Raw genomic sequence first — 19,115 nt, forward strand, 5'->3', positions numbered from 1 at the left:
CCTGTTAAAATTCAGATTATATCGCTCTGTCTGCTTTAGAATCTTGCGCGTTTTTTAATTTTGGCGCTCAGAAGCGAGCGTGCTCTTTGATTTAGGCGCTCAGAAGCGAGCGCCGGCAAAATGCGCGATCTGTGCGCCGGTTTCATAATAGGCTTCGCGGACACCGAGGAAAGACTGCGTTTCCGGCTCAGTCACCGGCAATGGCAGATCAGCTTCACTGATTTCACCGCTGATATGGCGCGCCAGCAAATTGCCAAACACAGTTCCGGTGGCGATGCCGCGACCATTATAACCGCTGAAGCCGATCACATTCTTATCAAAGCGATGGAATTTTGGCAGGCTGTCATTGGTCATGCCGATCAGGCCGTACCATTCATAATCGAATTCAACTTTACCGAGCTGCGGGAACAGACGCTTCATTTCACGCTTTGCCCATGCGGTATGAATACCAGTACCGGTATTGCGCAATGCGCCCACACTACCAAACACCAGACGACCGGCCTGATCATAGCGATAGGACGACAAAACTGTTTTGGTATCCCACACACCCTGACGTTCCGGCAGAATCTGCGCCTGCTGTTCTTTGGTCAGCGGCTTGGTCGCCAGATTGAAGTAAGGCAGATGCATAATTTCTGTACGGATCTGCGGCCATGGTGCCTGTGTATAGGCATTGGTTGCGACAACAATCCACTGTGCACGCACCGAGCCTTGCGCGGTTTTCACCACCCAGTCATTACCCTGACGTTCTGTACCGATCACAGGCGATCCGGTGAAAATTTGTGTTCCGGCAGCGACTGCCGCATGAGCAAGACCACGTACATAGGCCAGCGGCTGAATTGTACCGGCACGCATATCCAGCAGCGAGCCGGTATAGGCCTTGGTGCCAACCTTCTTTGCGGTCTCTTCAGCGCTCAGCAGCGTCACCGGCGCACCACGGCGCTGCCATTGTTCCGCACGATCCTGCAATTCCCGCAAACCCTTCTGGCCGACAGCACAATGCAATGTACCGGTACGGGTCGCTTCACAGGCAATATTGTGCTTTTCAATACGCTCAAAAACCATTTTCGGGCCGTTGCCGAGAGATTCCAGCAAACGGTCACCATATTTCTGGCCGAGTACACCTGGCAGATCATCCGGCATAACCCACATACCGGCATTGACCAGACCGACATTGCGGCCGGAACCGCCAAAACCGATTTCAACACCTTCCAGAACGGCAACCTTGGTGCCACGTTCACTCAAATTCAGTGCGGTTGAAAGGCCGGTAAAACCACCGCCGACAACAACCACGTCAACGCTCAATTCACCTTTCAAGGCAGAAGTAACCGGAGCAGCTGGCGCGGATTTTTCCCAAAGACCGTGGGAACGGGGATTATTCAACATGTCAGTTCATTTCTCAAAACAACGTTGCCACTTGCATCAGCCTGTATTGCAGCAGCAAGCCTACGATTATGCGCCTGAAAATACACGCATCACGCAAGAACGCCGAGACAAAAGGTCAACGATCAAAATGGATAAAGAGCGCCGTATATATAATGCGGATACACACACAACACTCTGAGTGTTTGAAATTTGAAGCACAACACGGAAAATCGTCCGGCTTGTTATTTACCAGTGTTCTTATCGTCTTTTTCTTCTGGCGCCTGAGTAGCCATACACCTTTCGGTTTTGGCAACAGTAGCAATTTATGCGCAACAGATCATTCATTCACGGAATGACCTGTTACACTTTAGTTCTATTCTGCGTTCAGATGCACCAGCGCCATATAGTCATGCTGGCCGACCTGCCCGCGAATCCAGTTGGAAAACGTCTGTATCAGCGGGTTCTCGTGTTTGCCTTCCGGCACCACCAGATAATAGTCATTCTCTGTACGCATCGGCTTATCAAACAGAATACGCAGACGTCCTTCCTGCAGCTCTTTCTCAATCAGATAAACCGGCAACAAACCAATGCCAAGCCCTGCGGCAGCTGCTTCGATCACCATAGAGAACTGGTCAAAACGATGCCCGCTATAGGTGCTGCGTGCATCCACTTCGCACAGTTCAAACCATTGCGTCCACATTTTCGGACGGGTGGTCAGATGCAGCAGAGGCTCTTTCTGCAGATCTTCAGGTTCAACAATGCGGTGGCTTTCAATCAAAGCACTGCTGGCAACCGGCACCACCATTTCACTGCACAGATAGTTACAGGTGGCATGTGCCCAAACCGGCTGGCCATAATGAATAGCCATATCAAACGGATATTCTTCAAAGTCGAACACACCGGTGCGCGAACCGACATTAAACGCAACGCCCGGATTTTCTTCGATGAAATTCGGAATACGCGGCATCAGCCAGCGCGCACCGAATGTCGGCAATGTCGCCACGCTGAAAGCCGAAGAGGACTGTGCCGAAGCCATCGCCCGCAGCATCGTGTCTTCGGTCTGGTTCAGCAAACGGCGCACTTCCGGCAAAAACTTGCGTCCCGCATCGGAAAGCAGGATACGCTGACGGATTCGTTCAAACAGCAAAACGCCGAGCTGGCCTTCCAGATCCTTGATCTGACGACTCACCGCGCTTTGTGTCAGGTTCAGCTCATGCGCTGCCTGCGTGAAACTTCCGTGACGTGCAGCGCATTCAAAAGCCTGCAAAATGGCGATATCCGGTATCAGTCGTCGGCTGAGCTTCATTCCTGCCTCGCATAAACATAGTCGGTTTCGTCGCAATCATGCGGCCACTACAGCTGATATGATCAATTTTAGTCATGATATCAACATCTGATACGTGTTTCTGATAGTCGAAAATCGATTTAAAAAGAAATTACGCATCAAATTTAAAGCATATCCCGAAAACTGGCTGACATTTTTCGGATCAGATAAGCCTTTATAACAACATCAGGATGGTTTTGTGCGACTCCCAAAGAGCACAAATCAACCACACAAAGCAGTTTCAGGAAAAACGCCCCCGATTTTCTTTATGAAACTGCACCAAGAGCAAAACAGACAGGGCTTTATCTTCTCCCAAGGCAGATAACAGCTCTCAATACGGAAAGCCCCTAAGGAGGCAACCCATGAACTTCGTATCAGCCGACAGCATCCGCGCTGCATTCTCGGCCGCAATGTCCGCAATGTACCGTACAGAAGTGCCTGCTTACGGCACGCTGATGGAACTGGTTGCAGATGTGAATGCTGCGACACTGAAAGCCCAGCCTGAACTGCTCGCCCGCCTTGAAGATACCGATTCTCTGGATCGTATTTCCGAAGAGCGTCACGGTGCGATCCGTCTCGGCACCGCTGCTGAACTCTCCATGATGCGCCGCGCTTATGCGGTTATGGGCATGTTCCCTGTCGGTTACTACGACCTGTCCGCTGCCGGTGTACCTGTACATTCCACAGCTTTCCGGCCGGTTGCTGACGCATCACTGAAGATCAATCCGTTCCGCGTTTTCACCTCGCTGCTGCGTCTCGACCTGATCGCTGACGAGAAACTACGCAAGGAAGCCGAAGAAACACTCGCAAAGCGCAATATCTTCACTGCCGGTGCGGTTGAGCTGATCGAGATTGCTGAAAAACAGGGCGGCCTGACACAAGAACAGGCTGACAAGTTTGTTGCTGAAGTTCTGGAAACCTTCCGCTGGCACGATAAGGCCAATGTGAGCGCAGAACTCTATCACCGTCTGCATGATGCCCATCGTCTGATTGCTGATGTTGTGTCCTTCAAAGGCCCTCACATCAACCATCTGACACCACGCACACTCGACATTGATGCCGTGCAGGCACAGATGCCAGCGCGCAATATTTCGCCTAAAGCTGTTGTTGAAGGCCCGCCAACCCGTAAATGTGCGGTTTTGCTGCGTCAGACCTCGTTCAAAGCTCTGGAAGAAGCTGTTTCTTTCACCGATGCTGCAGGCGAATGGAAAGCCGGCACACACACTGCCCGTTTTGGTGAAATTGAACAGCGCGGTATTGCACTGACACCAAAAGGCCGCGGTCTTTATGATGCGCTGCTCGACAAGACCCGTGCACGTATCCGCCCTGCGCCGGATGGCTCGAACGCTGCTGAATATGTTCGTATTCTCGGTGAAGTCTTTGAAGAGTTCCCGGATACATGGGCAGAAATCCGTGAACAGGGTCTCGGCTATTTTGCTTACAGCGTTGCAGACCGCTCGAAAGCCAAGAGCGAACTGACTGCCGCCAATCTCGACAACCTGATTGCTGAAGGCGCAATCCAGTTTGATCCGATTGTCTATGAAGACTTCCTGCCGGTCAGCGCCGCTGGTATCTTCCAGTCCAATCTCGGCGACGATGACACACAGGAATTCACTGAAAGCCCGAACCAGAAACGTTTTGAAGCTGATCTCGGCGCAACTGTGCTCAATGAATTTGAACACTATGCCCGCATCGAGCGCGAATCTGTTGAGGGTGCCTTGAAGGCTCTCGCCTTTAAAGCTGCAGCAGAATAACTAGATAACATATGAAAACGGCAATCTGCCCTCAAAGCAGATTGCCGTTCAGCTGTTTATACTAGAGCGTGTCCATTTAATTGAGTCCGCCACGCTCGCTCTAGTTTCATGAGTTGTCGCATTATCGCGGTCGTTAACTGCAACCAGTTAACTGCGAAATGCTCCGGAGCAGATTACTGCTCCACCGTACCAGATAGAATATCGAGCCTGTTCCCTTACCCGAACAAACGCCTGATATTCTGAACGATAAACAATAGGGAATGCGATTTATGAGCACCGAAAATAAAAAAGTGAACGTTAAGCAGGAAGCTGCTGACATTCTCGCCAAGCTTGGCGTTGACAGCGCTGCCTATACAGGCGGTGATCTTGCCTCGTTCAGCCCGGTTACCGGCGAACAGATCGGCGCCCTCAAGACTCATTCGGCTGCAGACACTGCCCGCATGATCGAAGAAGCTGATGCAGCATTCCGCACATGGCGCGATGTTCCGGCTCCTCGCCGCGGTGAACTGATCCGCCTGCTCGGTGAAGAACTGCGCGCTTCCAAAGCTGATCTCGGCCGTCTCGTTTCCATCGAAGCCGGTAAGATCATCTCTGAAGGTCTCGGCGAAGTTCAGGAAATGATCGACATCTGCGATTTCGCAGTTGGTCTGTCCCGTCAGCTTTACGGTTTGACCATTGCGACTGAACGTCCGGGTCACCGCATGATGGAAACATGGCATCCGCTTGGCGTTGTCGGCGTTATCTCCGCCTTCAACTTCCCGGTTGCTGTCTGGTCATGGAACGCGGCTCTGGCACTGGTTGCCGGTGACGCTGTTGTCTGGAAACCTTCCGAAAAGACCCCTCTCACAGCGCTTGCTTGTGAAGCGATCTTCAACCGTGCGGCTGCCCGTTTCGGCGCAGATGCTCCTAAGGGTCTGTCCGCTGTTATCATCGGCGACCGTACAATCGGTGAAGTTCTGGTGGACCATCCGAAGGTTCCTCTGGTTTCCGCAACCGGTTCAACCCGCATGGGTCGCGATGTAGGCCCGCGTCTGGCCAAGCGTTTCGCACGCGCTATCCTCGAACTCGGCGGCAACAATGCCGGTATCGTCTGCCCGTCAGCCGATCTCGACATGGCTCTGCGCGCGATTGCTTTCGGTGCCATGGGTACTGCAGGCCAGCGTTGCACCACCATGCGTCGTCTGTTCGTACACGAAAGCGTTTACGACACGCTGGTACCACGTCTGGTCAAAGCCTATCAGAGCGTATCCATCGGCAACCCGCTGGAAACTCCTGCACTGATCGGCCCGCTGATCGACAAGGCTTCGTTCGACGGCATGCAGAAAGCTCTGGCAGATGCCAAAGCCCACGGCGGTAAAGTTGTCGGCGGTGAACGCGCATCAGTCGGTGCGGACACAGCTTACTACGTACAGCCAGCCATCGTTGAAATGCCGGAACAGGCAGGTCCGGTTCTCGAAGAAACCTTCGCACCGATCCTCTATGTGATGAAATACAGCGATTTCGACAACGTACTCGAACTGCACAACGCAGTTGGTGCCGGTCTGTCGTCTTCGATCTTCACACTGAACCTGCAGGAAGCTGAGCGTTTCCTCTCTGCATCCGGTTCGGATTGCGGTATTGCCAACGTCAATATCGGTACATCCGGTGCTGAAATCGGTGGTGCATTCGGCGGTGAAAAGGAAACCGGTGGCGGTCGTGAATCCGGCTCCGATGCATGGAAAGCTTACATGCGCCGTGCAACCAACACAGTTAACTACTCGAAGGCACTGCCGCTCGCACAGGGCGTATCCTTCGATATCGACTAATCATCAGTACTGATGACAAAGAAAAGCCCCGCTATGCGGGGCTTTTTTATTGACTAAAATCCTGCACAGGGTCTCTATTAGGCACAGCATTCACGCATATCTTGTCAGACTTCTCCGCCTTGGAGGCTTACATGCGTTTATTTTTAGCAGCCCTGACGACTATTCTTTATACCGCGCCTCTGCCCGCAGCTCATGCGAGCGAGAATAATACGGTGTTCTGCACCAAGCTCGGAGAGCTTGCGGGACGGTCGATGGCGGCACGTTTACAGGGAAAGCCGCTGGCTGATCTGTTGCAGGTCAAGTTTGATCCGGCGGTGCATGAGATTTTTCAGACGGTCATTCTGGATGCCTATTCCAGACCTCTGGTTGAGGGGGAAAATGCGTGGGTGAGAAATATGTCTGACTTCAGAAATGCAGTTGAAGAGAAATGCCAGTCATCTCTGCAAAAATAAAAAGCCGGAAATTCCGGCTTTTTATTTCTCTACACTCAACCTTCTCAACTTGCCGGAATTCTTGCAATGACGAGGCGAAAACGGAGTTACTCCGAGAACCGGAGCGGAATGTACTTTGAGGTACATGAGCACCGGAAGCGGAGGAATGCTCCGTTTGCAGACCGTCAGTGCGTGAATAACGGTGGGTTGATCAGCCCATGCGTTCAGAGGCGTACGACCCTGGTGACGCCGGAAATACGACTGTCCGGTTACCATTGAGGAAGACGCGGTGATGGATATGCGCGTGAATGGCGCGTGCCAGAACCTGTGCTTCAACATCACGACCAATGGAAACATAATCGGCAGCCGACTGCGCATGGGTAATACGGGCAACATCCTGCTCGATGATCGGGCCTTCATCAAGATCAGCGGTCACATAATGCGCTGTCGCACCGATCAGCTTCACGCCACGCTCATAAGCCTGCTTGTAAGGATTGGCGCCTTTGAAAGACGGCAGGAAGGAGTGGTGAATATTGATGATTTTACCGGACATTTTCTTGCTCAGCTCATCAGACAGCACCTGCATATAGCGCGCCAGAACCACCAGCTCCGTACCGGTCTGGTTGACGATATCCATCATCTTGGCTTCGGCTTCAATTTTATTCTCTTTCGTCACCGCAATATGGTGGAAAGGAATATCGTGATTGACCACAACCTTCTGATAGTCAAAATGGTTGGAAATCACACCGACAATATCAATCGGCAGACCGCCGATTTTCCAGCGATAGAGCAGATCGTTGAGGCAATGGCCAAAGCGTGAAACCATCAGCAATGTTTTCACCGGCTTGCGGGTATCGTGGAAATCATAAGCCATGCCGAATTTGTCAGCAGTCTCCTGAAAACCACCGGCGATTTCTTCGAAACTCTTGCCCTGCTCGGTAATAAAGCTAACGCGCATGAAGAATTTATCAGCACCGAGATCATCGAACTGTGCGCTGTCAACGATGTTACACCCCATACCCGCGAGATATCCGGAAATAGCGGCAACTATACCGAGGCGTGACTGGCAACTGACGGTCAACACATAATTCTGCATGGGAGTGTCCCTTAAGCTTCAACAGTTCAAATGAGTATGAACCGGAAAATTCCGGTTCCGTATGAAGCTCTTACACAGAATTTCGACGCTTAACAGTCCCGATTACGCTTTTGTTTGACGGATTCCTGCCATTTGCAAACAAATCTGCATGACCCATAATCTCAGGTTACAGGTGATGATTTCCTGACTTATGGGTGGCGTACAAAACTCACAAATGCGGATTGCGGGTCTTATATTTTTCAATCAACCGGTCGTTGATTTCCGTGGCACCCGGCATATTCGCACTGCGATAGACCGGAACTTCTCCGCCCTCTGCGGCCAGTTCAGCAGCAACCGCGGTAAAGATCGCGTGGAGAATGGTAGCACCAACGGCGGTGGAAACCGCGCCCGCTTTCATCTCACTATTTGGCAACTGCATCATCGCATCACCGGCCGGAATTTCATTATCCAGCACCAGATCGGCCAGCTCAGACAGACGTACACGGCCGTTAGCTGCACTGGCAGAATAGGAAACAGATGTCAGCGCGATAATTTTTGCACCGGATTCACGGCCAAAGCGCGCGGCTTCAACCGGCGCGGCATTAACACCGGAATTGGAAACAACCAGCAGAATATCACCGGCACCGATATCATAGCGTTGCAGCAAAGGCTGAACCATGCCGCTGATACGCTCGAATTTGGTGCTGGAAGATGCGCCTTCATGCAGCATCGTGAAAGCTGAAAGAACCGGCACGGTAATCGCCAGACCACCGGCACGATAATGCACCTCTTCCGCCAGCATATGCGAATGGCCGGTGCCAAACACAAAGACACGCTTGTCATTGCGTGCGGCCTCACCGATCATGGCAACAGCCTGCGCCATTGCCTCGGCCTGACTGTCTCGCAATTGTGTGAGATGAGCTGTCAGCTTATCGAAATAGTCATTGATAATGCTCATACCCGCTGATCCTGTCGCGCACCGGAAATCCATGTGGAACGAACATGACACTGGTCGTCCAGCCAGACCAGATCAGCACGTTTTTTCGGTGCCAGCACACCACGGTCTTTGAGCTGCAAAAACGCGGCCGGATAGGACGTCGCCATACGCAAGGCTTCCTCGCAGGAAAGGTCCAGCATCGCCATACCATAGCGGATACCCGATGCCATATCGAGATCGGAACCGGCGAGTGTCACGCGGTCTTCCAGCACCAGTTTCGGACAGTAACCGCCTTCAACACGGTAGACTGTACGGCCATTGAGCTGAAATGTATCGCGGCCGGAACCGACCAGCGACATCGCATCGGTCACAAAGAACAGGCGTCCCTGCCCGCGCTTTGCCCGCAGAGCCACGCGCAGAGCCGCAGGTTCGACATGATGGCCGTCAGCAATAATGCCGCCCCACACGGACGGGTGATCCAGTGCCGCACCGACAAGATTTGGCGCACGATGACCGAACTGGCTCATTGCATTGAACAGATGGGTTACGCCCTGCGCGCCCGCATCGAACCGCGCCATTGCAGCTTCATAAGAACTGTCGCTGTGGCCGATGCTGATAATCACACCGCCTTCGGTCAGCTCACGCACCTGATCGGATGTGACCTGTTCCGCAGCCATAGTCACCAGCAAACAACCGATTTTCTGCGCCGCTGCAGTCATCGCCTGAATGTCAGCCGGTTGCACAGGGCGCATCAGCTCCGCCAGATGCGCACCTTTTTTCGCCGGCGCCAGATGCGGGCCTTCAAGATGCAGACCGGCAACGCCCTTATCAGCCTTCACTGCCTCAACCGCCGCAGCCATTGCCTGTGCTGTCACATCACCGGTATCGGTGATCAAAGTTGGCAACAGACTGGTTGTGCCATATGGGCGATGACCTGCCGCGATAGTGAACATGATTTCCGGTGTCGGGCCGTCATTAAGCATTGCTCCGCCGCCGCCATTGACCTGCGCATCAATAAAACCGGGGCTGAGAATACCGCCGTCCAGTTCAATAATCTGCAGATTTTCCGGCAATGCGTCGCCATCCTGAACCAGACGGACAATCTTGCCCTTCTCGATCAGAACGGCTGTCCGCTCATGAAAACGATGACCGTCAAAAACACGCGTACCACGCAGCAGCTGAAAACCCATCAGACAGTCTCCGTTACCTTATTCAGATTAAGCGGCTTATCAGGATTGAAACCGCGACGACGCGTTACCGCTTCGATCACACGATAATAGGCACCGAGCGATACCAGCGGATCAAGCAGAGCCGAACCGGTTGCCGGCGTTTTAATCTGGCTCCATGGCAGATCCAGCGGTGAAATGGTCAGAATATTACCACCAATGCTTTCCAGATGTTTCAGCGCCTGCAGATTATGCTGATAGGCCTGATCCTGCGAGACAAAGGCCACAATCGGGAAGCCTTTTTCCACCAGACGCATCGGGCCATGCATCAGTTCGGCCAGCGAGAAAGCTTCCGCATGAATAGCCGAAGTTTCCTTGGCTTTCAGCGCCGCTTCAAGCGCAATAGCCATTGAAGGCCCACGGCCGCCGATAAACAACGATTGTTTTTCAACCAGAATATTCTCAAGCGCATTGCCTGCATCAATCTGAACCGCACCCAGTGCTTCCGGCAGCTGGTCAAGCCCGCGCTGCATTGTGCTGTCTTTGCTCACTGCAGCAATCACGCCAGCAAGCGCAGCGGCAGAAGCGATGAAAGATTTGGTTGCAGCCACACTTTTTTCAGGACCTGCACCGATCCCCAGCACGATATCGGCCTCATTGCCGAGCGGGCTGTCGGTCACATTAACCACGGCAACCGTAACTGCGCCGCCTTTTTTAGCCGCGCGCTGCATAGCAACGATATCCGGACTGGCGCCGGACTGCGAAACAGTAAAATGCACAGCAGAACCAAGCTGCAATGGTGCATCATAAACAGAAGCCACTGACGGGCCGATTGCCGCCACCGGCAGACCCAGCTGAATCTCCGCAAGATATTTAAAGAATGTCGCGGCATGGTCAGAAGAACCGCGTGCACAGGTTGAAATCAGTGCAGGCTTACGGGAGGCAAAGACCGCCGCGATCTCTTCAAAAACCGGCTTCTGGTCTTTTAACATGCCGGCAACAACCGAAGCGGCCTGTTCGGTTTCCTGAAGCATGAGTGTTGGTGATACGGTCATCGGACCTCTCCCGTTTTCAATTCTGCAATAAAGTCATAAGCATCGCCGCGATAAAGCGAGCGGGTATATTCAACAATCCGGTCTGTCTGCGTGCGGGATACGCGCTCCATCTGCAAAGCCGCAGCTTTGTCAGCCACACCAAGCAAACGCGCATTGACCGGATCAAGCACCACGGCGGTCAGACGCTGCAAAGCGCGCACCGGCTTATAGCCATGTTGTTCGAGTGCTGCATAAAGCGACAGTGCACCGCTGAGCACAGCCTGTGCCAGTTCCGTTTCCTGTCCGGCAGCAGATAACGTACCGGTACCCAACAGACGCTGCGGCACCACTGCACGTTCAATCGCCATCGGCATATCATCGGCAAGGCGCAGGCGCTCCACCCGCACCACCAGATCCTGCATGGAAATGCCAAGCTGGAATGCTTCCTCCGGTGACGGCTGCCCGATACCGCCGGATAGAATACGCACCCCCGGTACTTTACCACGGGCGATCATATCCTGCGAGAATGAGGTAAGTTGCCAGAGCGGCTGGCTGATCTTTTTCGGACGTTCGCAAATATAGGTGCCGCTGCCATGACGGCGTTCGACCAGACGGTTTTCAAGCAGTGCCTGATAAGCCGAGCGGATGGTGACCCGCGCCAGACCAAGCGCCTGCGCCAGCTCACGCTCGGGCGGCAAACTACTGCCAGCGGCCAGACTGCCATCCTCAATCAAATTGGTCAGCACCACGGAAACCTGCTTATAAAGCGGTCCGCCGGTCGTTTGCGCCGCTAATCCGCGCTGAAGAAGAGGAAGTAATCTGGTATTATCCATACGCCGACTATAATACCTTTTTAATACCAATGACAAATGGAATTATCTGCCGATCCAAAATTAAAAGGGCAGTTTCTGTTGAGAAAGCTGCCCTTTAGCATTTGAGCTATTGTACTGGCACCGGCTCGGCCGGCGGCACCACAGAGCTATCTTCCGACTCCGGATGCTCAGGCTCTTTCACACGGAACCAGGCCACATAAAGCGCAGGCAGGAACAGCAGTGTAATGACCGTTCCGGCAATAATCCCGCCCATCATGGCATAGGCCATCGGCCCCCAGAACACTTCACGGGAAATCGGGATCAGCGCCAGACTGGCCGCCGCTGCGGTCAGCGCAATCGGACGCATACGATGCTGGGAAGCCTGATAAACAGAATCCCACGGATGCATCCCCTCTTTGATATGATCCTCCACCTGTACGATCAGGATCACCGAGTTGCGGATCAGAATACCGATCAGCGCCAGCACACCAAGAATGGCCACGAAGCCCAGCGGCTTGCCGCTTGGCAGCAAGGCCGCCACCACGCCGATCAGGCCGAGCGGAGCAACCGCCACCACCAGAAACAGCCGCTGAAAGCTCTGCAACTGGAGCATCAGAATAGTCGCCATCACAAACAGCATCAGCGGCACAACGGCAGCAATCGGCCCCTGACTTTTGGCGCTTTCCTCCACAGTACCGGCAATATGCACGGAATAACCAAGCGGCAGTTTCTGCGCAAATGCATCAACCTGCCCCTTCATCTGCTCCACCACCGTATCCGGCATGGTCTTGTCAAGAATCCCCGCAGAGACCGTAATCGTCGGCAGACGGTCACGGCGCCAGACAACCGGCTGTTCAATTTCGTAACGGAAATTGGCAATTGAGGCGAGCGGAATGGAATCCCCGTTGCCGGTACCGATCTGCAGATTGCGCAGAGTTTCAATCCGGTCACGCTCCTGCGCCTGTGCCCGCACAACCACATTAATCAGATAGGTAGCATCGCGTACCTGTGTGATCGCCAATCCACCAACCACACTGTTCAGCGTCATCGAAATATCTTTGGAAGAAACACCGAGTTTACGCGCTTTATCCTGCAACACATCAACCCGCACCACGCGTGCCGGTTCGTTCCAGTCATAGGCCACAACACCCAGCCGCTGATCCTGCGCCATGATTGTGGAAACCTGATGTGCATAGCCGCGAACAGCCTGAATATCCGGCCCGCTGACGCGATATTGTACCGGACGACCAACCGGAGGCCCCAATTCAAGGAATTTCACATAAGCATCAGTGCCTATATAATCCTTACGCAGCACCGCATCGAATTTCTGCTTCAGCCGGTCGCGTGCCTCCACATCCTTAGCGACAATAATCATCTGGCCAAAATACGGATTGCCCGGCTGCACATCGAAAGTCAGTACGAAACGCACAGCGCCCTGCCCGATATAGCTGCTCCAGTGGTCGATATCCTCATTGCCTTTGAGCATCGTCTCTTCAAAACGCAGCATCTGCGCTTGCGTCTCAGTAATTGAACTGTTCTCCGGTAGCTTCCAGTCAATCACCAGCTCCGGACGATCCGAAGACGGGAAGAACTGCCGTTCAATCAGCGTCATACCACCGAGAGAAATCAGAAACAGAACGACCGTGGCAAAGATTGTCGTCCAGCGATGGCGCATACACCACAACAAGGCCGCCGCAAAAGCCTTGCCGACGCGACGCGGCTTTTCCTCATGCTTCTTCATCGTTTTGGGCAGCAATGTCACACCAAGCAGCGGCGCAAACAAAACCGCCACTACCCATGACACGACCAGCGAAACGGCAATCACCACGAACAAAGTATAAGTATATTCACCCGCCTGACTGGTGTTCAGACCGATCGGGATAAATCCGGCAATCGTTACCAGCGTACCGGTCAGCATCGGAAAGGCGGTGTGAGAATAGACATAAGTCGCCGCTTTATTGATCGGATCCCCCGCCTCAAGACGGGCAACCATCATCTCCACGGCAATCATCGCATCATCCACCAGCAGACCAAGGGCAATAATCAATGCGCCCAGTGACACACGCTGCAGGGAAATATCCATATATTGCATGGTGAGAAAGGTGATTGCTAAAACCAGCGGAATGGACAGCGACACCACAAAACCGGCACGCACACCAAGACTGATAAAGCTCACAGCCAGAACAATGACCACCGCCTCAAACAAGGCTTTGGTGAAGCCGGAAACAGCTTCGTCCACCACATCAGGCTGATCCGCCACCTGATGTACGCTGATACCAACCGGTAGTTCCCCTTCAACACGGTTCATCAGTTCACTGAGCGCTTTGCCGAAATCCAGCAAATTCTCATTCGGCTTCATGCCGATCGCCAGCCCGATTGCCGGTTCCCCATTCACACGAAACAGGCTTTCCGGCGGATTGGTATAGCCGCGTTTGATTTCCGCCACATCGCTGAGGCGGAAGAAACGGTTATTGACCCGCAGATTGACGGCTTTCAGGCTTTCTTCCGAGGTAAACTGCCCGCTCACCCGCACAGAGACCCGCTCCGGCCCTGCATTAATCACACCGGACGGGGTAATCGCATTCTGATCCTGAAGGCTTTTTAAAATCGCCTGTTGATCCAGCCCCAGCGCCGCAATCTGACGGGATGAAAATTCGAGATAGATCACCTCATCCTGCGCGCCGATCAGATCAACTTTACCGGCGCTCGGCAATTGCAGAACCTGTGTACGCACAGTTTCCACATAATCACGCAATTGCCGGTGGCTGAGACCATCGGCAGTAAAAGCATAAATATTACCGAACACATCGCCGAAACGGTCATTATAAAAAGGCCCGTAGACACCTTCGGGAAAGTTCCCTTTGATATCATTGATCATATTGCGGGTCTGAAGCCAGATTTTCTCCACATCCCGCGCTTTTGTCGTCGCTTTCAAATTGACAAAAATCACCGCCTTACCCGGTGTTGTCACCGATTTGGTAAAATCGAGACTGTCGAGTTCCTGCAGCTTTTTCTCAATCCGGTCAGTCACCTGATTGATTGTTTCATCCACCGACGCACCGGGCCAGTTGGCCTGTATCAGCATGGTTTTAATGGTGAATTGCGGATCTTCCTCGCGCCCGAGATTGATATAGGCGGCAATTCCGGCAATCAGAAACACCAGCATAAAATACCAGACCAGCGAGCGGTGATTAAGTGCCCAGTCAGAGAGATTAAATTTCTTCATTATTGCTCTCCCTGCGGCAGCTTAACCTTCTGGCCGTCCTGCAAACTGTTCACGCCTGCGCTGACAATACGCTGACCGGCCTCCACACCCTTGGCAATAAAATGCGTATCCGTGCGGCTGATAACCTCCACCGGCTGACGGCGAACGGTCTGGCTTTGCGGATCAGCAACCCAGACATAGGTCTTGCCTTCCTGTTCCAGCAAAGCGGACACCGGCAAGGCAATCTGCTCCTGATGGTTACCATTGCTGCGCAGTGCAGTAATGGTTGTACCCAGACGGAAAGCTTCCGGGGCATCATCCAGTGTGATTTTTACACGACGTAAACGCGTGGCATTATCCGCCTGCGGTGCAATTTCCCGTACGTGGCCTTCTGCCTGCACAGTCGGATCGGCTTGCAGAAAGATCATAAATCTGTCGCCGTCTTTGACCGTCTCTGCAATATAATCCGGCACATCAACCACGGCTTCGCGCACATCCGGCCGCGCCACAGTCAGCACACTCTGTCCGGCAGCCACAACCTGCCCGACTTCGGCATTCACCGCAGAAACAACACCATCGAAATCAGGATCCAGTTGCGCAAAACCACGCTCGTCTTCTGCTTTTTTCAAGGCCGCACGGGCTTTTTCCAGACCGGCAGCTGCAGTGTCGCGCCCCTGTTTGGCACTGTCATAAACCGCCTGCGGAATGCTGCGCATAGCCAGCAAACGCGCCTGTCTGTCCTCTGTGGCCTGTGCATTCACATATTGTGCCTCGGCACTGGCCATATCGGCCTTGGCTGCTTGCAAATTCAGATCAAGCTGCGCGGGATCAATCATCGCCACAACCTGATCTTTTTTGACAAAATCACCTATATCAACATCGCGCTGGATCAGCCGCCCCAAAACGCGAAAGGCAAGATCTGTGCTGAATTGCGGCTCCACAGTTCCGGCGAAACCGCTTTGCTGCGAGGTTTCCGCTTTGGCAATAACAAACAGTACCGGCCGGACAACCGGCTCCTTAGCCTCATCGGTCTGTTCACCACAGGCTGCCAGCATCAGCACAACCGATCCTGCCGCAGCTGCTTTTAAAATTCTGCACTTCATCATCAATCCCGCCGCCCGCATCACTGTGTTACTTTCTGCTCGTCAGCCACCAGAAGCTCCACAACAGCGCCTTCACTCAGCAACTGTCCGCCACGCGTTATGACCATTTGCCCGTCCTGCAAACCTTCAGAAATAATGATTTTTTCCCGTTCATAGTCCAGAACCCGTACCAAAGCGGAAGAAACTTTTTTTGTTTGCGGATCGAGAACCCATACAGCCGGCTTTCCGTCCTGTGATGTCATCGCACTCCATGGCAAAATCACAGCACGCACCACCGGCAATTGCAGACTGCCGGTTACCGGAGCTGCCAGTGTCATGGCTGACGGCGGTGTATCCAGCTCAACCTTAATCCGTACTGTTCCGGTTGTGGCATTCACCACCGGCGCAACCTCGCGCACATGACCGGTTGCAGTGACTGACGGATCGGAAATCAGCGAAAGGTTCACCTGAGGCAGAGCCTGCACCCCGCCTTTTTGTTCGATTGTCTCCGCATGGGCAGCCAGTGCCTCCTGCACATCAAAAACGGCATCCCGCTCACCATCGGCAGCAATGACAAATGCAGTTTGCGCCGCCTGAACCAACTGGCCGGTTTCAATATTTCGGGCAGTCACCACACCGGCGCGCGGCGCACGCAGCTCCGTATAGCTCATCATATCCTGCGCATTTTTCATCTGGCTTTGCGCACTGATAAGAGCTGCCTCTGCACGCTGTTTGGTTTCCTCCGCTGTGCCGAACTGGCTGCGCGTTGTGAAACCCTGATCCAGCAATGCCTGTTGACGTGTATAATTGGCTGTCGCCTGTATTAATTGTGCCTGCGCCGCGTTCAGGGAGGCCAGAGCCGAGCGCAGGCTGGCCTGCTGCTCCACAGCATCAATACGCGCCAGCAATTCACCGGCTTCAACTTTTTTTCCCACATCAGCGCTGCGCTCTGTCACCTGACCGGAAGCACGAAAAGCAAGATTGATAAGATTACGGGCTGCTATTGTACCCGTCTGCACCAGTTTCGGGCGATAATCGCTGACACGGACAGTTTGTGCACTGACTGCAACACTATGCGCGTTATTAGCAGGCTGTTGCGAGAGTGGGGCAGCCTGAGCAAAAACACTGCAAACAGACGCAAGCATAAAGGAAGCAAGGGGAACAGGAAGAAGAATGTTTCTGCGCCGTCTGACCATCAAATTCACAACCTTTAAAATACCTATTGCATTACAATGAACATAGCGGATCATTCCGGTATTAATAGCCTTCCTGATCCTGACTTTATCAAATCGGGATGATATTAACTCTTTAAAGACTGAATTTAGAAAGCAACTGATATGAGTACTGTTCTGGAAATCGCCGATCTGAAAAAACTGGCACGCCGCCGCGTGCCAAAGATGTTTTTCGATTATGCAGATTCCGGTGCATGGACAGAATCGACCTATCGGGCCAATGAAAGCGATTTTGCCAAGATCAAACTACGCCAGCGTGTGCTGGTAGATATGACTGACCGTTCTTTAGCAACCACGATGATCGGTCAGAATGTGGCTATGCCGGTAGCCCTGTCTCCCACCGGTCTGGCAGGTATGCAGCATGCAGACGGAGAAATTCTGGCAGCACAGGCCGCACAGGAATTCGGTGTGCCCTTTACCCTCTCCACTATGAGTATCTGCTCAATTGAGGATGTGGCAGCAGCAACGAAAAAGCCGTTCTGGTTCCAGCTTTATGTCATGAAAGACCGTGATTTTGTTCGCAATCTGATTGAGCGTGCCAAAGCTGCCGGTTGCTCGGCACTGGTACTGACACTTGACCTGCAAATTCTCGGCCAGCGCCACAAAGATCTGCGCAATGGTCTGTCGGCTCCGCCGAAATTCACACCAAAACATATCTGGCAAATGATGACGCGCCCGCAATGGTGCCTCGGCATGCTGGCAACACAGCGCCGCACCTTCCGCAATATTGCCGGTCATGCCAAAGGTGTCAGCGACCTCTCATCCCTGTCCTCATGGACGGCCGAACAGTTTGATCCGAAACTGAACTGGGATGATGTGGAATGGATCAAAAAACTCTGGGGCGGCCCGCTGATCCTCAAAGGTATTCTTGATGAAGAAGATGCCCTGATGGCAGCAAAAACCGGTGCCGATGCGATCATCGTCTCTAATCATGGCGGCCGCCAGCTCGACGGTGCACCATCATCTATTTCGATGTTGCCGCGCATTGTCGATACGGTCGGTGATAAGGTGGAAATCCATCTCGACGGCGGTATCCGCTCCGGTCAGGATGTGCTCAAAGCCGTGGCACTCGGTGCTAAAGGCACCTATATCGGCAGACCGTTTCTTTATGGTCTGGGTGCCATGGGCAAAGCCGGCGTGACCAAGGCGCTGGAAATCATAGCCCGTGAGGCAGATGTAACTATGGCCCTGTGTGGCAAACGCCGCATCACAGATGTGGATGCCTCAATCCTGCATAAAGACTGAGTATTCTTACACGAATAGAGCGCCGCTCTAATTTTTAGCTGACGCATTATCGTATCCATCAAGTTGTTTCAACTTGATGGCGAAATGCTTGTACTGGCGCTCTGCTCAGCAGCACACTACGGATCGAGAAACTGGAGTGAATACGCACCACACCCGGCAGACGTGAGAGAATTTCTTTGTGAATGACCTCATAGGCCGCCGTATTTTCTGCCTCGGCACGCAGGATATAATCGGCATCCCCCGTCATCAGATAACATTCCTGAATTTCCGGATGGCGGCGCACCGCCTCTTCAAAACGGTTGAGATATTCCTCCGTCTGCCGCTCCAGCGTGATGCGTACCAGCGCGACCAGACGGTCATCGGCATCGGGTGCCGCAACAATCGCCGTATAGCCGCGAATAACACCGCTTGCCTCCAGCATTTGCACGCGCCGCAGACAGGCCGATTGCGATAAACCGACCTCTGTGGCCAGCTGACTGTTGGTCATGCGCCCGTCCCGGCGCAGACAGCGGATAATATTACGATCAATAGCATCTAAAGTCGACACGCAGAATCTTCCAATTCATAGTATTTTATCGTGCTGATTTAACTACAATTCGCATAAATTGCGAAAAATAGCAAAAACATTCGAAGACTATTCGACTACACTGA

Annotated in this window: 15 protein-coding genes; 4 read left to right on the top strand and 11 right to left on the bottom strand. The window is 53.1% G+C overall.

What is annotated here, in order from left to right:
- Positions 1-99: 99 nt before the first annotated feature.
- Both HBA93_RS14725 and HBA93_RS14730 read right to left on the bottom strand, forming a co-directional pair.
- Positions 100-1,383 (bottom strand): NAD(P)/FAD-dependent oxidoreductase, encoded by a 1,284-nt coding sequence (locus HBA93_RS14725; RefSeq protein ID WP_221723751.1) that lies wholly within the window; start codon positions 1,381-1,383, stop codon positions 100-102.
- A gap of 352 nt (positions 1,384-1,735) precedes the next feature.
- Complete coding sequence (locus HBA93_RS14730) at positions 1,736-2,668, bottom strand: LysR family transcriptional regulator (RefSeq protein ID WP_121991564.1); 933 nt, start codon at positions 2,666-2,668, stop codon at positions 1,736-1,738.
- Between the two features lie 380 nt (positions 2,669-3,048).
- Between HBA93_RS14730 and hglS the strand changes: the two genes are divergently transcribed.
- The 3 genes from hglS (at position 3,049) to HBA93_RS14745 (ending at position 6,697) form a co-directional block, all read left to right on the top strand.
- Positions 3,049-4,440, top strand: a complete 1,392-nt coding sequence (gene hglS / locus HBA93_RS14735; protein ID WP_221723752.1) for a 2-oxoadipate dioxygenase/decarboxylase HglS — start codon at positions 3,049-3,051, stop codon at positions 4,438-4,440.
- Positions 4,441-4,709: 269 nt separating this feature from the next.
- A complete protein-coding gene (gene amaB, locus HBA93_RS14740) occupies positions 4,710-6,245 on the top strand; it encodes an L-piperidine-6-carboxylate dehydrogenase (RefSeq protein ID WP_221723753.1) in 1,536 nt (511 codons plus the stop codon).
- 131 nt (positions 6,246-6,376) lie between these two features.
- Positions 6,377-6,697, top strand: coding sequence for a hypothetical protein (locus HBA93_RS14745; protein WP_122093882.1), 321 nt, complete (start codon positions 6,377-6,379; stop codon positions 6,695-6,697).
- Positions 6,698-6,887: 190 nt separating this feature from the next.
- Here HBA93_RS14745 and purU read toward each other — a convergent pair whose 3' ends face one another.
- From purU to HBA93_RS14785, 8 genes are all read right to left on the bottom strand, one after another.
- Positions 6,888-7,772 (bottom strand): formyltetrahydrofolate deformylase, encoded by an 885-nt coding sequence (purU, locus tag HBA93_RS14750; protein ID WP_121991568.1) that lies wholly within the window; start codon positions 7,770-7,772, stop codon positions 6,888-6,890.
- 208 nt (positions 7,773-7,980) lie between these two features.
- Positions 7,981-8,709: an SIS domain-containing protein gene (locus HBA93_RS14755; RefSeq protein ID WP_221723754.1), complete on the bottom strand. Its 729-nt coding sequence runs from the start codon at positions 8,707-8,709 to the stop codon at positions 7,981-7,983.
- Complete coding sequence (gene nagA / locus HBA93_RS14760; protein ID WP_221723755.1) at positions 8,706-9,878, bottom strand: N-acetylglucosamine-6-phosphate deacetylase; 1,173 nt, start codon at positions 9,876-9,878, stop codon at positions 8,706-8,708. The genes HBA93_RS14755 and nagA overlap by 4 nt, the downstream gene beginning before the upstream one ends.
- Positions 9,878-10,909: an SIS domain-containing protein gene (locus HBA93_RS14765; protein ID WP_221723756.1), complete on the bottom strand. Its 1,032-nt coding sequence runs from the start codon at positions 10,907-10,909 to the stop codon at positions 9,878-9,880. The genes nagA and HBA93_RS14765 overlap by 1 nt, the downstream gene beginning before the upstream one ends.
- The gene (locus tag HBA93_RS14770; RefSeq protein ID WP_221723757.1) at positions 10,906-11,721 is read right to left on the bottom strand and encodes a GntR family transcriptional regulator; all 816 of its coding nucleotides are present in this window, start codon (positions 11,719-11,721) and stop codon (positions 10,906-10,908) included. Before HBA93_RS14770 ends, HBA93_RS14765 begins: the two co-directional genes overlap by 4 nt.
- 106 nt (positions 11,722-11,827) lie before the next feature.
- Positions 11,828-14,926: an efflux RND transporter permease subunit gene (locus HBA93_RS14775; protein WP_221723758.1), complete on the bottom strand. Its 3,099-nt coding sequence runs from the start codon at positions 14,924-14,926 to the stop codon at positions 11,828-11,830.
- Positions 14,926-16,011, bottom strand: a complete 1,086-nt coding sequence (locus HBA93_RS14780) for an efflux RND transporter periplasmic adaptor subunit (RefSeq protein WP_221723759.1) — start codon at positions 16,009-16,011, stop codon at positions 14,926-14,928. Before HBA93_RS14780 ends, HBA93_RS14775 begins: the two co-directional genes overlap by 1 nt.
- Before the next feature lie 17 nt (positions 16,012-16,028).
- Positions 16,029-17,132, bottom strand: a complete 1,104-nt coding sequence (locus HBA93_RS14785) for an efflux RND transporter periplasmic adaptor subunit (protein WP_221723760.1) — start codon at positions 17,130-17,132, stop codon at positions 16,029-16,031.
- A gap of 192 nt (positions 17,133-17,324) precedes the next feature.
- On the opposite strand from HBA93_RS14785, the gene HBA93_RS14790 reads away from it, so the two are divergent.
- On the top strand, positions 17,325-18,464 hold the full coding sequence (locus tag HBA93_RS14790) for an alpha-hydroxy acid oxidase (RefSeq protein WP_116087874.1): 1,140 nt from the start codon (positions 17,325-17,327) through the stop codon (positions 18,462-18,464).
- A 58-nt stretch (positions 18,465-18,522) separates the two neighbouring features.
- On the opposite strand, the gene HBA93_RS14795 is transcribed toward HBA93_RS14790, so the two are convergent.
- Positions 18,523-19,011, bottom strand: a complete 489-nt coding sequence (locus tag HBA93_RS14795; protein WP_122093890.1) for an Lrp/AsnC family transcriptional regulator — start codon at positions 19,009-19,011, stop codon at positions 18,523-18,525.
- Positions 19,012-19,115 lie beyond the last annotated feature (104 nt).

Source organism: Ochrobactrum sp. SFR4, assembly GCF_019730395.1.
Taxonomy (GTDB): Bacteria; Pseudomonadota; Alphaproteobacteria; order Rhizobiales; family Rhizobiaceae; genus Pseudochrobactrum.

What these genes read in the sequence shown, in the direction of transcription:
- HBA93_RS14725 (WP_221723751.1), bottom strand. Translation starts at nt 1,383, where the DNA reads ATGTTGAATAATCCCCGTTCCCACGGTCTTTGGGAAAAATCCGCGCCA.
- HBA93_RS14730 (WP_121991564.1), bottom strand. Translation starts at nt 2,668, where the DNA reads ATGAAGCTCAGCCGACGACTGATACCGGATATCGCCATTTTGCAGGCT.
- hglS (WP_221723752.1), top strand. Translation starts at nt 3,049, where the DNA reads ATGAACTTCGTATCAGCCGACAGCATCCGCGCTGCATTCTCGGCCGCA.
- amaB (WP_221723753.1), top strand. Translation starts at nt 4,710, where the DNA reads ATGAGCACCGAAAATAAAAAAGTGAACGTTAAGCAGGAAGCTGCTGAC.
- HBA93_RS14745 (WP_122093882.1), top strand. Translation starts at nt 6,377, where the DNA reads ATGCGTTTATTTTTAGCAGCCCTGACGACTATTCTTTATACCGCGCCT.
- purU (WP_121991568.1), bottom strand. Translation starts at nt 7,772, where the DNA reads ATGCAGAATTATGTGTTGACCGTCAGTTGCCAGTCACGCCTCGGTATA.
- HBA93_RS14755 (WP_221723754.1), bottom strand. Translation starts at nt 8,709, where the DNA reads ATGAGCATTATCAATGACTATTTCGATAAGCTGACAGCTCATCTCACA.
- nagA (WP_221723755.1), bottom strand. Translation starts at nt 9,878, where the DNA reads ATGGGTTTTCAGCTGCTGCGTGGTACGCGTGTTTTTGACGGTCATCGT.
- HBA93_RS14765 (WP_221723756.1), bottom strand. Translation starts at nt 10,909, where the DNA reads ATGACCGTATCACCAACACTCATGCTTCAGGAAACCGAACAGGCCGCT.
- HBA93_RS14770 (WP_221723757.1), bottom strand. Translation starts at nt 11,721, where the DNA reads ATGGATAATACCAGATTACTTCCTCTTCTTCAGCGCGGATTAGCGGCG.
- HBA93_RS14775 (WP_221723758.1), bottom strand. Translation starts at nt 14,926, where the DNA reads ATGAAGAAATTTAATCTCTCTGACTGGGCACTTAATCACCGCTCGCTG.
- HBA93_RS14780 (WP_221723759.1), bottom strand. Translation starts at nt 16,011, where the DNA reads ATGATGAAGTGCAGAATTTTAAAAGCAGCTGCGGCAGGATCGGTTGTG.
- HBA93_RS14785 (WP_221723760.1), bottom strand. Translation starts at nt 17,132, where the DNA reads ATGCTTGCGTCTGTTTGCAGTGTTTTTGCTCAGGCTGCCCCACTCTCG.
- HBA93_RS14790 (WP_116087874.1), top strand. Translation starts at nt 17,325, where the DNA reads ATGAGTACTGTTCTGGAAATCGCCGATCTGAAAAAACTGGCACGCCGC.